At 68.0% G+C, this 12,641-nt stretch carries 9 protein-coding genes (1 of these 9 cut by a window edge); 6 read left to right on the plus strand and 3 right to left on the minus strand.

Going from position 1 to position 12,641, the window contains the following annotated elements; translation table 11 throughout:
- Positions 1–12 precede the first annotated feature (12 nt).
- A complete protein-coding gene (locus tag K5K93_RS12895) occupies positions 13–3,393 on the plus strand; it encodes an ATP-binding protein (protein ID WP_140226721.1) in 3,381 nt (1,126 codons plus the stop codon).
- A gap of 92 nt (positions 3,394–3,485) precedes the next feature.
- Here the strand turns inward: K5K93_RS12895 and K5K93_RS12900 are convergent, their stop codons facing one another.
- On the minus strand, positions 3,486–4,265 hold the full coding sequence (locus K5K93_RS12900) for a TSUP family transporter (protein ID WP_222391070.1): 780 nt from the start codon (positions 4,263–4,265) through the stop codon (positions 3,486–3,488).
- A gap of 73 nt (positions 4,266–4,338) precedes the next feature.
- Here K5K93_RS12900 and K5K93_RS12905 point away from each other — a divergent pair, with 73 nt between their 5' ends.
- Positions 4,339–4,731: a YchJ family metal-binding protein gene (locus K5K93_RS12905; protein ID WP_222388097.1), complete on the plus strand. Its 393-nt coding sequence runs from the start codon at positions 4,339–4,341 to the stop codon at positions 4,729–4,731.
- On the opposite strand, the gene K5K93_RS12910 is transcribed toward K5K93_RS12905, so the two are convergent.
- Positions 4,713–6,014, minus strand: a complete 1,302-nt coding sequence (locus tag K5K93_RS12910) for a GGDEF domain-containing protein (RefSeq protein ID WP_222388098.1) — start codon at positions 6,012–6,014, stop codon at positions 4,713–4,715. The genes K5K93_RS12905 and K5K93_RS12910 overlap by 19 nt on opposite strands.
- A gap of 146 nt (positions 6,015–6,160) precedes the next feature.
- Here K5K93_RS12910 and egtB point away from each other — a divergent pair, with 146 nt between their 5' ends.
- The 4 genes from egtB to K5K93_RS12930 all read left to right on the plus strand — a co-directional run bounded on the left by egtB (position 6,161) and on the right by K5K93_RS12930 (position 11,493).
- Positions 6,161–7,432 (plus strand): ergothioneine biosynthesis protein EgtB, encoded by a 1,272-nt coding sequence (egtB, locus tag K5K93_RS12915; protein WP_222388099.1) that lies wholly within the window; start codon positions 6,161–6,163, stop codon positions 7,430–7,432.
- Entirely contained in the window at positions 7,429–8,406 is a 978-nt protein-coding gene (gene egtD / locus K5K93_RS12920; RefSeq protein WP_222388100.1) for an L-histidine N(alpha)-methyltransferase, read from the plus strand. The genes egtB and egtD overlap by 4 nt, the downstream gene beginning before the upstream one ends.
- 137 nt (positions 8,407–8,543) lie before the next feature.
- Positions 8,544–10,679: a lytic murein transglycosylase gene (locus K5K93_RS12925; RefSeq protein WP_261311972.1), complete on the plus strand. Its 2,136-nt coding sequence runs from the start codon at positions 8,544–8,546 to the stop codon at positions 10,677–10,679.
- 31 nt (positions 10,680–10,710) lie between these two features.
- A complete protein-coding gene (locus K5K93_RS12930; RefSeq protein WP_222388102.1) occupies positions 10,711–11,493 on the plus strand; it encodes a DUF2628 domain-containing protein in 783 nt (260 codons plus the stop codon).
- Between the two features lie 5 nt (positions 11,494–11,498).
- Here the strand turns inward: K5K93_RS12930 and K5K93_RS12935 are convergent, their stop codons facing one another.
- On the minus strand, positions 11,499–12,641 hold the 3' portion of the coding sequence (locus K5K93_RS12935) for a benzoate/H(+) symporter BenE family transporter (protein ID WP_222388103.1). 45 nt of this gene lie beyond the right edge of the window; 1,143 of the gene's 1,188 nt are visible here — the last part of the coding sequence; its start codon lies beyond the right edge, outside the window; the stop codon is at positions 11,499–11,501.

Raw genomic sequence — 12,641 nt, forward strand, 5'->3', positions numbered from 1 at the left:
CCCGAGCACCGCATGGCCATTTCCAAGCACACTCCCGCCCTGTTCAACGAAGGCCTGCCGGACCCGCGCCTGCAGCAGTTCCGCATGCGTCGCCTGCAGGTGCACAACTGGGGCACCTTCAACGGCCTGACCGAAGTGCCGATCGCCGAGCGCGGCTTCCTGTTCGTCGGCCGCTCCGGTTCGGGCAAGTCGACCCTGCTGGACGCCATGTCCGCACTGCTGACGCCACCGGCCATCGTCGACTTCAACGCCGCAGCGCGTGAAGCCGAACGCAGCGGCCGCGACCGCAACCTGGTGTCCTACGTGCGCGGCGCGTGGGCCGACCAGCAGGACAGTGGCACCGGTGAAATCGCCACCCAGTACCTGCGCAAGGGCGCGACCTGGACCGCGCTGGTGCTGGAGTACCGCGCCGGCGACGGCCGCGTGGTCAGCCTGGTGCGCCTGCTGTGGATCGCCGGCAGCAGCACCTCCGCCGGTGACGTGCGCAAGCACTACATGATCGCCGAGCGCCCGTTCGACATCGCCAAGGATCTGGGCGGCTTCGATCTGGACCTGCGCAAGCTCAAGCAGAAGCTGGCCGACGTCCATCACTTCGACACGTTCTCCGGCTATGCCGAACGCTTCCGCCACCTGCTCGGCATCGACAACGAGATGGCGCTGCGGCTGCTGCACAAGACGCAGTCGGCGAAGAACCTGGGTGACCTGAACGTCTTCCTGCGCGACTTCATGCTCGACACGCCGAAGACCTTCGACGCTGCCGAACGACTGGTCAGCGATTTCGCCGAACTTGATGGCGCGCACCAGGCCGTGGTCACTGCGCGGCGCCAGGTCGAAACCCTGCAGCCGGCGCGCGACCACTACCGTGACCTGCAGGCGATGAGCCGCCGTCGCGGCGACGACGAGGCGCTCAAGCTCGGCATCGACAGCTTCCGCGAAAGCCGCCGTCAGTTGTTGATCGAAGCGCGCCTGCGTGAAATGGATACGCGCGACCGTGGCCTGCTGGGCGAAGAAGCGCAGCGTCGCGCGGCGCTGGACAACCACACCGAACGCCTGGCCGAGCTGGAACTGCAGCGCCGCCAGCAGGGTGGCGAGCGCATCGAGGAACTGGAGCGCGAGCAGGGCCGCGCCGAAGCCGAACGCGACCGCCGCCTGGCCAAGCAGGCGCAGGCGCGTGACGCCGCACAGAAGCTGCAGGCCGCGCTGCCCGAGGATGCACATGGCTTCGCCGAGCTGGTCGAGCAGGCGCAGTCCGAACTGGAAGACCGTCAGCGTGCGTCGAGCGCCCTGGACGATGCCATCAGCGAACGGCTGGGCGGCAAGCGCGACGACGAGCGGCGCTTCTCCGAAGTGCGTGGCGAACTGGAGGCGATGCAGCGCACGCCCTCCAGCATTCCGGCGCCGATGCAGAAGCTGCGCGCACGCCTGGCCGAAGAAACCGGCATCTCCGAAGCGGCCCTGCCGTTCGTCGGCGAACTGATCCAGGTCCGCTCGGAAGAGCAGAGCTGGCAGGGCGCGATCGAGCGCGTGCTCGGTGGTTTCGCGCAATCGCTGCTGGTCGATGACAAGCACTACAACGACGTCGCCGAGTGGGTGAACCGCACCCACCTGGGCATGCGTTTCACCTACTACCGCGTGCGTCGCAATGATGATGCGTTCGCCCGCGAACCGTCCGCCAAGTCGCTGCTGCACAAGCTGGAACTGCGCGATCACGTGTTCGAAAGCTGGCTGCGTCGCGAGCTGGGCAAGCGCTTCGACTACGAATGCGTGGACGCCAAGCAGCTGCGCAACGTCGACCGCGGCATCACCCGGGAAGGCCAGGTCAAGCATCCGGGCGATCGCTTCGAGAAGGACGACCGCAGTGCGGTCAATGATCGCCGCCGCTGGCTGCTGGGCTTCAGCAACCGCGACAAGCTCGCCGTTTTCGAGAAGGAAGCCCAGGAGCTGGCCGCCCGTATCGCCAGCTGCGATACCGACATCGCGCGCCTGCGCAGCCAGCGCGACCGCGACAACGAACGTCGCCTGGCATGCCACCAGCTGGTCGGCATCAGCTGGAACGAAATCGACGTCGCCGCGCCGCAGCAGCGCCTGGCCGACATCGAGGCCAGCCTGCACTCCCTGCGCGAAGGCAATGCCGACCTGGCCAGGATCGCCCAGCAGATCGACGCCACCCGCGCCGATATCGAGCAGGCCCGCCGCACTTACGAAGACACCCGCGTCGAGCGCGGCCAGCTGGTGCGCGAACGCGACCGCCTGGACCGTGCCCGCCAGCAGAGCCGGGCACTGGTCCTGCCAGCGCTGGCCGAAGACCAGGAAGCCGGCCTGGCCGAGCGCCTGCAGGAGCAGGGCCCGCTCAGCCTGGAAACGCTGGAAGCGCACATGCGCCAGGTCAGCAACGCGCTGAACGAACAGCTGTCGTCTTCGCAGCAGGACGTCAACCGCATCGAGAACCTGCTGCTGGGCTGCTTCCGTCGCTTCATCCAGCAGTGGCCGGAAGAATCGGGCGACTTCACCGTGTCGGTGGCCTCGGCCGAGGATTTCCTGGCCCGCCTCGAACGCCTTGAACGCGATGGCCTGCCGCAGCACGAAGAACGCTTCTTCGACCTGCTGCAGAACCAGAGCAAGAACAACCTGCTCGCGCTGCAGCGTCACAGCGCCGAGGCCCGCAAGTCGATTGGCCAGCGCCTGGACGAAGTCAACGCCAGCCTGGAGCAGGTGCCCTTCAACCGTGGCACTCTGCTGACCATCGAACTGAACGACCGGCGCCTGCCGGAAGTGCAGGAGTTCCACCAGCAGCTGCGCGAGGTGTTGTCGCAGCAGCAGACCGAGCAGCGCGACCTTGCCGAAACGCAGTTCACCGTCCTGCGCCAGCTGGTCAACCGCCTCGGATCGCAGGAAGGCGAAGACAAGCGCTGGCGCGAAGTGGTGCTGGACGTACGCCTGCACGTGGAGTTCATCGGCGTGGAGCTGGATGTGGAAACGCGCCAGCAGGTCGAGATCTACCGCAGCGGCGCCGGCAAATCCGGTGGCCAGCGGCAGAAGCTGGCCACCACCTGCCTGGCGGCGGCGCTGCGCTACCAGCTCGGCGGCGCCGACAGCCAGCTGCCCAGCTATGCCGCAGTCGTGCTCGACGAAGCCTTCGACAAGGCCGACAACGAGTTCACCGCGCTGGCGATGAACATCTTCGACAACTTCGGTTTCCAGATGGTGGTGGCCACCCCGCTGAAATCGGTGATGACGCTGGAACCGTTCATCGGTGGCGCCTGCTTCGTCGAGATCAGTGGCCGCCACGATTCGGGCGTGCTGCTCATCGAGTACGACGAAGAAGGCAAGCGCCTGAAGCTGCCGGAGCGCAGCCGCCAGCAGGCCGACGAACCGGAAGAAGCCGAGGCCTGACCGCTCTGGAAACGCCGTGCCAACCAAGGTTGGCACCTACCGGGTCATGAACCCCGATAGTGGTGGTGCCGGCCGCTGGCCGGCAACCGCGTTTACGCACTACGGAACGTATCCCACGCCATCCGCGCGATCAGCACCACCACCAGGCCCACGAACAGTTTGCGGATGAACGGCGTGCCGCCCTTCAGCGCCAATCGCGTGCCCACCGCCGAACCGATGATGTTGGCCGCCGCCATCGGCAGCGCGAACAGCCACAGGATGTTGCCGGTCGGTACGAAGAACGAGATCGCCGCCACGTTCGTCGCCAGGTTCACCACCTTCGACGCGGCCGACGCACGCAGGAAGTCCAGCCCGAAGAAGCGCACGAACAGGAAGATCAGGAAGCTGCCGGTGCCGGGCCCGAAGAAGCCATCGTAGAAGCCGATCGCCGCACCGATCGCCAGCGCGATCACCAGCTCGCGGCGGCCGATGTCCTGCGGCCGGTGCAGCGCGCCGAAGTCCTTCTTCCACAGCGTGTAGGCCAGCATCGCCACCAGCAGCACCAGCACCAGCGGCCGCACTGCGTCCTTGGGCAACAGGCTGACCGCCGTAGCGCCAAGGAAGGAGAACACGAAGGCCGTACCGGCAGCGAACAGCACCGGCTTCCACGGGAAGCGCACGTTGCGCGCATAGCGCCATGCCGCTGCGCCGGTGCCGAACATCGAGCTGAACTTGTTGGTGCCAAACAGCATCGCCGGGGTCTGCTGCGGCAGTACCGTGAACAGGCCGGGCAGCTGCACCAGTCCGCCGCCGCCCACGGCCGCATCGACCAGGCCGGCAATGAAGGCGATCACCACCAACCACCACAACTCAGGAGGAATCAGTTCCAGCACGGCGATCGATCGAAGTGGGGGGCGCGACAGCATACGCCTGTCACATTGCCGCCGCCCACGCGACAATACCCGCATGAGCCGAACCGCCCCCGATCCCTGTCCCTGTGGCCTGGCCGCCGACTACGCCGCCTGCTGCGGGCGCTTCCATGCCGGCGACGCCGCGCCGGACGCCGAGCGCCTGATGCGCTCGCGTTACAGCGCCTATGTGCGCCACCTGCCGGACTACCTGCGTGCCACCTGGCACCCGGACACCCGTCCGGCAGAACTGTCGCTCGAGGATGCCCCCGGCCAGCGTACCCAATGGCTGGGCCTGACCGTGCAGGCCCACCGGGCGACCGGCAGCGACAGTGCCGAGGTCCGTTTCACCGCCCGTTACCGCGTCGGCGGCGGCAGCGCGGTGAAAATGACCGAGCACAGCCGCTTCCTGCGCGTCGAGGGTCGCTGGTACTACCTCGACGCCGTCTGAGCCTGGCTGCCGCGCACGGCCAGCACGCGCTGGCCGCCATGCGCGCACACGCGGTTGCGGCCTTCCTCCTTGGCCGCATACAGCGCCTGGTCGGCCGCTTTGACCACCCCGGCAGGGCGCCGATCGACCCGGCTGTCGGCCAGGCCGATGCTGACGGTTACCTGCACCACCGCACCGCCACCGCCGCGCCCGCGCTGCTGCTGGCCGAGCGTATCGTCGCGGGTGCGCGTGCTGCGGTCGCGCAGTTGCATGCGGCTCTGTTCGATGCCCTGTCGCAGCGCCTCCACCGCATCCACGCAGGCCGATGCCGGGCGGTCGAGGAAAACCACGGCGAATTCCTCGCCGCCATAACGAAACGCACGGCCGCCGTCGCCCACCCGCGACAGCCGTGAGGCCACCAGTTTCAGCACGTCATCGCCGGTGTCGTGGCCGTGGGTGTCATTGAATTTCTTGAAATGATCCACGTCGATCATCGCGATGCTGTAAGTGCCGGTGGCGCGCTTGAGGGTCTCGTTGAACGCACGGCGACCGGGCAGGCCGGTCAGTTCGTCGCCGAAGGCCATGTGGAAGGACTCCTGCAGGGTCGCGCCCAGCATCAGCAGCAGCGCCGCTACGCTCAGCGCCGGCAGCAGCACCGGCTGCAGGAAGATCCGCGGCAGCATCCACCACAGGCACAGCAGGGCCAGCAGCATCGCCGTATGCAACGGCCGGGGCTGGCGCCACGCCTGCCATCCCAGCGCAGCGGTGGCCAGCAGGAACAGCACGGCAGGCAGCTGCGCCAGCGCGTTCCAGTCGCTCGGAATCCAGGGGAAGTGCCGGTTCGACAGCAGGTCGTGCATGCCCTGTGGCTGCTGCGCGGCAAGCAGGATGAAGATCGCCACGGCAACACCGCTGGTCGTGGCCCTCAGCAGCAGGTCCTGGCGGCGGCGACCACGTTCGGGCCACAACGCATGGACGGCGAACAGCAACGGCAGCCAGGTCGAGATCGCGTGGAAGCGCAGTGGCGTCAACGCCGTCACCCGGCCCTCGCGCAGGTAATGCCCAAGGTCCTGGTGCAGCACCGCGAAGGCCAGCGCCACCAGCAGCAACAGGCACAGCGTGCGCACCTGGTTGTACAGCAGCGCCAGCCCTGCACCCAGGCAGGCCAGCAACCACGGCAGGATGCGCTGCCCGGCGCGGCCGACATCATCGCTTTCCAGGCTCGCCCACAGCACCAGCGCGACCAGCACGGCGGGCAGCACGAACAGATAGTGCACAGGCTGTCGAAGCGGATGATGGGACACACGGAATTCCAGCGCGGTCACGACGCGGCCGCAGCACTGCCGTTAGCGGCGCAGCAGCGACCTTCTTGAATAGGCGCAGCCTGATGTGAACACCGTGGCACCGGGCCATGACATTGCGCTCACCGGCCGCGGTCGAAGCTGGTGGCATGGACAGCGTACCCGCCGCCGTCGCTGCCCCGCAGCGTGACCTCGCCCGCCACTTCACCCATGTGCGGGGGCGCAGCGTGCAGCTGGCCGCACCCCTCAGCCCGGAAGACGCCCTGCTGCAGAGCATGGCCGATGCCAGCCCGGCCAAGTGGCACCTGGCCCACACCACCTGGTTCTTCGAACGCTTCGTGCTGGCCAGCCAGCTCGGCTACACACCCTGGGATCCGGCCTGGGACTATCTGTTCAACAGTTACTACAAGAGTCTCGGCCCCGCTCACGCACGGCCTCAGCGCGGGTTGCTGTCGCGGCCCTCGCTGCAGCAGGTCCACGCCTACCGCCAGCATGTGGATGAGCAGGTGCTGGCAGGACTGCGCGATGGCGATCTCGGCAGCGACGCCCTGCAGCACCTGCGGCTGGGGCTGCAGCACGAACAACAGCACCAGGAGCTGCTGCTCACCGACATCAAGCACGCCTTCTGGTGCAATCCGCTGCAGCCGCCGTACCGCGAAGACCTGCCCATCCCCGTCAGCGCCCTCGGCACGCAGGGTTGGGTGGAACAGGGCGAACGCATCGTCAGTATCGGTGCGTCCGCCTGGCCGCAGCACGCAGCCTTCGCCTATGACAATGAATCGCCCGTGCATCGCGTGCTGCTTCCCGCGCATGCCATCGCCGAACGCCCGCTCAGCAACGCCGAGTACCGCGCCTTCATCGACGCCGGCGGCTACCGCGATCCGCGCTGGTGGCTGAGCGAAGGCTGGGCGCTGCGCGAGGCCGAGCAGTGGCAGCATCCGCTGTACTGGGATGACGACCTGCTGCGCGAGTTCACCCTCGGTGGCTGGCGCGAGCTCGATCCGCATGCGCCGGTCTGTCACCTCAGTTACTACGAAGCCGATGCCTGCGCACGCTGGGCCGGTGCCCGCCTGCCCACCGAATTCGAATGGGAAGCGGCCGCCACCACGCAGCCAGTCGAAGGCCACTTCGCAGATGACGACCATCTGCACCCGATGGCAGGGCAGGGCGACGGACTGCGCCAGTTGTTCGGCGACGTGTGGGAATGGACCAGCAGCGCCTATGGCGCCTATCCCGGCTTCCGTCCCTTCGCCGGCAACCTCGGCGAATACAACGGCAAATTCATGTGTGGCCAGTGGGTCCTGCGCGGTGGCAGCTGCGCCACGCCGCGCGGCCATGTACGGGCCAGCTACCGCAACTTCTTCATGCCACCGGCGCGTTGGCAGTTCTCAGGCCTGCGCCTGGCAAGGGATCTTTCATGAGTACCGTCCAGGATGCGCTGCAGGCGCTGACCGACCTTACCCCCGGCCGCCAGCAGATCCTTGCCGACGCCGTGGCGGGGTTGTCGCACGCCTCACGGCAGCTGCCTTCCAAGTACTTCTACGACGCACGCGGCTCGCGCTTGTTCGAGCAGATCACCCACACCCGCGAGTACTACCCCACACGCACCGAGCTGGCCCTGCTGGATGGGGTGTTGCCGGAGATCGCCCAGGCGGTGGGGCCGCGCGTGCATGTGGTCGAACTGGGCAGCGGCAGCGGCCGCAAGACCGCGCGCCTGCTGGCTGCCCTGCAGGATCCAGTGGCCTACACACCCATCGAGATATCGCGCGCGGCCCTGCTGTCCAGCATCGACCACCTGGCCCCGGCGCTGCCGGACGTGGAAATGCTGCCGGTGTGTGCCGACTTCACCCGCCCTGTGCAGGTCCCCGCGCCAGAGCGGCCTGCCGCGCGCCGGCTGCTGTTCTTCCCGGGCTCCACGCTGGGCAACTTCGCCGATGAGGATGCGATCGCGCTGCTGCGCGCAATGCGCCAGACCATGGGCAAGCACGGCCTGGCCCTGGTCGGCATCGATCTGCACAAGGACCCGGCACTGATCGAGGCTGCCTACAACGACGCCGACGGTGTCACCGCCGCCTTCACCCTGAACCTGCTGGCGCGTCTCAACCGCGAGGTCGGCAGCGATTTCGATCTCGACGGTTTCCGTCACCGGGCCCGTTACAGCACCGCACGCCTGCGCATCGAAACCGATCTGGTCAGCCAGCGCGAGCAGGACGTGCATCTCGACGGCCGTACCTTCCACTTCAGCGCTGGCGAACCGATCCGCGTTGAGTACAGCCACAAGTACACCGATGCCAGCTTCGGCCACCTGCTGCAGCAGGCAGGGCTGGAGGTGGCGGCATCCTGGAACGCGGACGATCCCGCCTATGGCCTGCGCCTCCTGCGCCCCTCACCCTAGGCACAGGTAGTACCGGTCGCTGGCCGGCAATCTCGACCAACCTTGTCGCCCCTCCGCGTTACCATGGCTGCAGCACCGGCAACACGGAGGACGCCATGCCCATTCTGACCACGCTCGGCCTGGCCGCCGCGCTTGCCATGCCAGCGGCCGCGCCGCCGGCAGCAGCGGCAACCGCTGATCCCGCGTTCGCCCGCTGCATGGCGGGCCTGCAGGCGACGGCCGCCAGCCAGGGCATTGCCGCTGACCGCTTCAATGCGATCACCGCCGGACTGCAGCCCGACCCTACCGTGCTGCCGCTGCTCGATGCGCAGCCGGAGTTCACCACGCCGATCTGGGACTACCTGGCCGCACTGGTCGATCGCCAGCGCGTGGACGACGGTCGCGCCATGCTGCAGCAGCACCGTGACCTGCTTCAGCGTGTATCGGCGCAGTACGGTGTCGATCCCATCACCATCGTCGCCGTCTGGGGTGTGGAGAGCGACTACGGCCGCGTGTTCGGCAAACGCCCGCTGCTGCAGTCGCTGGCCACGCTGTCCTGTGCCGGCCGCCGGCAACCCTTCTTCCGCGGCGAACTGCTGGCGCTGGTCAAGCTCATCGACCAGGGCGACCTGCAGGCGCAGGGCCTGACCGGTTCCTGGGCCGGTGCCTTCGGCCACACCCAGTTCATGCCCAGCACTTACGCACGCATTGCCGTTGATGGTGATGGCGACGGCCGCCGCGATCTGGTCGGCAGCATTCCCGATGCATTGGCTTCCACCGCCAACTATCTGAAGCGTGCCGGCTGGCGAACCGGCGAACCCTGGGGCATGGAAGTCCGTGTCCCCGCCGGTTTCAACGCCAGCCAGGCGGGCCGCACCCAGCGCCGGTCACTGGCCGACTGGCGCGCACTGGGCGTGACCGGCCTGGACGGCAGCGCGCTGGCACCGTCCGGCCTGCCGGCCGATGCCCGCGCCGCGCTGCTGCTGCCGGCCGGGACAAAAGGCCCGGCGCTGCTGGTGTTCCGCAATTACGACGCGATCTACAGTTACAACGCGGCCGAGAGCTATGCGCTGGCCATCGCCACCCTGGCCGACCGCCTGCGTGGCAGCAACGGCCTGGTCACCGCCTGGCCCACCGATGATCCTGGCCTTGGCCGCGACGAGCGCCGCCAGCTGCAGACCCTGCTGCTCGCGCGCGGCCATGACATCGGCGCCGCCGATGGCATGATCGGTACCGCCAGTCGTCGCGCCATCCAGGTCGAGCAGCGTCGGCTCGGATGGGCCGACGCCGACGGTCGCGCCGGCCAGCGCATCCTGCGCGCGCTGCAGGCACAACCGCAGGCACAGGCGCCAGCCGCGCCGACCCGCTTCAGCCTTCCCAACAACTACAGTGCCGTGCAGTCGCCGGCCATCCGGAGTCGATCCAGCGTGCAACAGATCCAGGGTGTCAGCAGTGGCCAGTTCCAGGGACTCGACGCCTGGCTGGTGGAAACTCCCCAGGCCACCGCCGCAATCAGCGTGTTCGGCGGCCAACTCCTCTCGTTCGTGCCCAAGGGCCAGCCCGATGTGATGTGGCTCTCGCCCAAGCGTGCTGCGCTGCCCACGCCGATCCGTGGCGGCAGCCCGGTGTGCTGGCCCTACTTCGGCCGCCAGGGGCAGGGCGACGACGTGCCCGCCCACGGTTTCGTGCGCACCCTGCCCTGGGAACTGCAGCAGGCGCGCCGGCTCGACGATGGCAGCATCGAGCTGACCCTGGCCCCGCCGGCGTTGGACAACCTCGGCCTGCGCCTGACCATGACCGTCCGTGTCGGCCGTGAACTGCGCCAGCAGCTGGTCACCGAGAACACCGGCAAGGCTCCGGCCACCATCACCCAGGCGCTGCACAACTACTTCCGTGTCGGTGACGCCAGCAAGGTCGATGTCGACGGCGTCGACGGCCTGGACTACCTCGACAAGTTCGAGAACTACGCCCAGCCGCGCCGCCAGCAGGGCCCCTGGTCGCTGCGCGATCCGCGTGACCCGGGCCGCAGCGACCGCATCTACACCCAGGCCGGCGGGCACTATGTGCTGCGCGATCCGGTGCTCAAGCGCCGCATCGACCTCCGCACCGAAGGCAGCCGCTCGCTGGTGGCATGGAACCCGGGCGCCGAAGCTGCCGCCAGGATGGCCGATGTCGGCGATGGCTGGCGCGACTATGTATGCCTGGAAGCGGCCAACGCCGGACCCGATGTGGTCACCGTGGCACCAGGCGGTCGCCACACGCTGGTGCAGACGCTGTCCAGCGCATCCCTGTAACCCGAAAAACGCTTACACAGGACGATCTTCAATGCAGGAAGCACAGTGGTACTACGCTCGAAATGGCAGCAGTGAAGGTCCAGTGGACCTGGCCGGCCTGCAGAAGCTGCAGCAGGACGGTGTCATCGCCGGGCACACGCTGATCTGGTGCGAGGGCATGGCTGGTTGGCAGCCATTGCAGGCGCTGCAGACCGCAACGCCAGCGTCGGAGGGCAACGGTATCGCAGATGGCTGGGCAGCACCGCCTGTCGGTGAGGCCGCCGTTGCCAGAGCGGCCAGCGATGATCCCTACCGTGCACCGGCTGCGCCCGCCACGCCCGATGCCGTTCCACTGGGCGCCGGACTGACTGGCCGGATGGCGCTCTATGCAGCCGTTGTCGGCGGCAACTTCCCGATCTACCGCAAGCGCTGGCGCCTGGATCAGGGCACCGCGAACGCGGCAGGCACCTGGCACTGGCCGGGTTTCCTGTTTGGCGTGATCTGGATGATGTACCGGAAGATGTATCGCATGGCCGCCATCTGGGTAGGTGTACTGCTGGCTTCCAGCGTGATCGAGGCGTTGCTCGATGTGCCTGAAGCCCTGTCATTGGTGATCAACCTGGGTATGAGCATCGCCGTGGGTGTCCTCGCCAACAGCTGGTACCTGCAGCACTGCCAGCGGGAGATCGCGCGCGCCGAGGCGCTCAACCGCGACGATGAAGCTGCGGTGCGCAGTACGCTGGCGGCACGTGGCGACACCAGCGTGATCGGCGCGGTGATCGCCATTGCCGTTTCCGTAGGCCTGGGCATCCTCGGCGCCGTGTTGACCGGCTGATCCCTTCAGCCAGCCCGCCGCGGCCGCAGCACCCACAGGCAGAGCGTTCCGGCGACCAGGCCCCAGAACGCAGAACCGACACCGGCCAGCGTCATGCCCGAGGCGGTCACCAGGAAAGTGACCAGCGCGGCCTCGCGGTCGCGCTCCACTGCCAATGCGCTGGCCAGGCTGTTGCCGATGGTGCCGAACAGGGCGATGCCGGCCACACAGGCCACCAGTTCCTTGGGAAAGGCAGCGAACAGGGCCGCTACGGTGGCCCCGAACAGGCCGATGACGATATAGAAGGCGCCGGCCGCAATCGCCGCCGTGTAGCGCCGTGCCGGGTCTTCGTGGGCATCACGGCTCATGCAGATCGCCGCGGTGATGGCCGCCAGGTTCAATGCGTAGGCACCGAAGGGCGCCAGCAGCGTGTTGACCACGCCGATCCAGCCGATCACCGGTGACACCGGCGCGTCGTAGCCGGAGGCGCGCATCACCGCCACACCGGGGATGTTCTGCGACGCCATGGTGACCACGAACAGGGGCAGGGCGATGCCGACCATCGCCGTCCACGACAGCGAGGGAGTGACCCATTGCGGTACCGCCAGTTGCAGGTGCACCTGTTGTGCATGCAGCAGCCCCTGGCTGGCAGCGATGGCGATGCCGACCAGCAGGGTGGCGATCACCGCATAGCGGGGTAACAGGCGGCGGCCCAGCAGCCAGGTAGCGAACATGGCCAATGCCAGCACGCGCTGGGTGTTCATCGCCACGAACACGTCCAGCCCGAAGCGCAGCAGTACACCGGCCAGCATGCCCGCGGCCAGGGCCATGGGCACGCGTTTCATCAGCCGGGCGAACACGCCCGAGAAGCCGGCGAGCATGCCCAGCACTGCCGCAAGCAGGAACGCACCGGTGGCCTCGGACAGAGAGGCGCCACCCGCACCGACGACCAGCATCGCCGCCCCAGGCGTCGACCATGCGGTGACCACCGGCACCCGGTAGCGCAGAGACAGGCCGATGCAGGTCACGCCCATGCCCAGCCCCAGCGCCCACATCCACGAGGCGATGTGGGCCTGGTCGGCCCCCACGGCCTGCGCGGCCTGGAACACGATCACTGCCGAGCTGGCGAAGCCGACCAGCACGGTGATGAAGCCGGCGACGATCGCCGG

Origin of the sequence: Stenotrophomonas sp. DR822 (assembly GCF_019793815.1) — a bacterium.
GTDB classification, from domain to species: domain Bacteria; phylum Pseudomonadota; class Gammaproteobacteria; order Xanthomonadales; family Xanthomonadaceae; genus Stenotrophomonas; species Stenotrophomonas indicatrix.

What these genes read in the sequence shown, in the direction of transcription:
- K5K93_RS12895 (WP_140226721.1), top strand. Translation starts at nt 13, where the DNA reads ATGGCCATTTCCAAGCACACTCCCGCCCTGTTCAACGAAGGCCTGCCG.
- K5K93_RS12905 (WP_222388097.1), top strand. Translation starts at nt 4,339, where the DNA reads ATGAGCCGAACCGCCCCCGATCCCTGTCCCTGTGGCCTGGCCGCCGAC.
- egtB (WP_222388099.1), top strand. Translation starts at nt 6,161, where the DNA reads ATGGACAGCGTACCCGCCGCCGTCGCTGCCCCGCAGCGTGACCTCGCC.
- egtD (WP_222388100.1), top strand. Translation starts at nt 7,429, where the DNA reads ATGAGTACCGTCCAGGATGCGCTGCAGGCGCTGACCGACCTTACCCCC.
- K5K93_RS12925 (WP_261311972.1), top strand. Translation starts at nt 8,544, where the DNA reads ATGCCAGCGGCCGCGCCGCCGGCAGCAGCGGCAACCGCTGATCCCGCG.
- K5K93_RS12930 (WP_222388102.1), top strand. Translation starts at nt 10,711, where the DNA reads ATGCAGGAAGCACAGTGGTACTACGCTCGAAATGGCAGCAGTGAAGGT.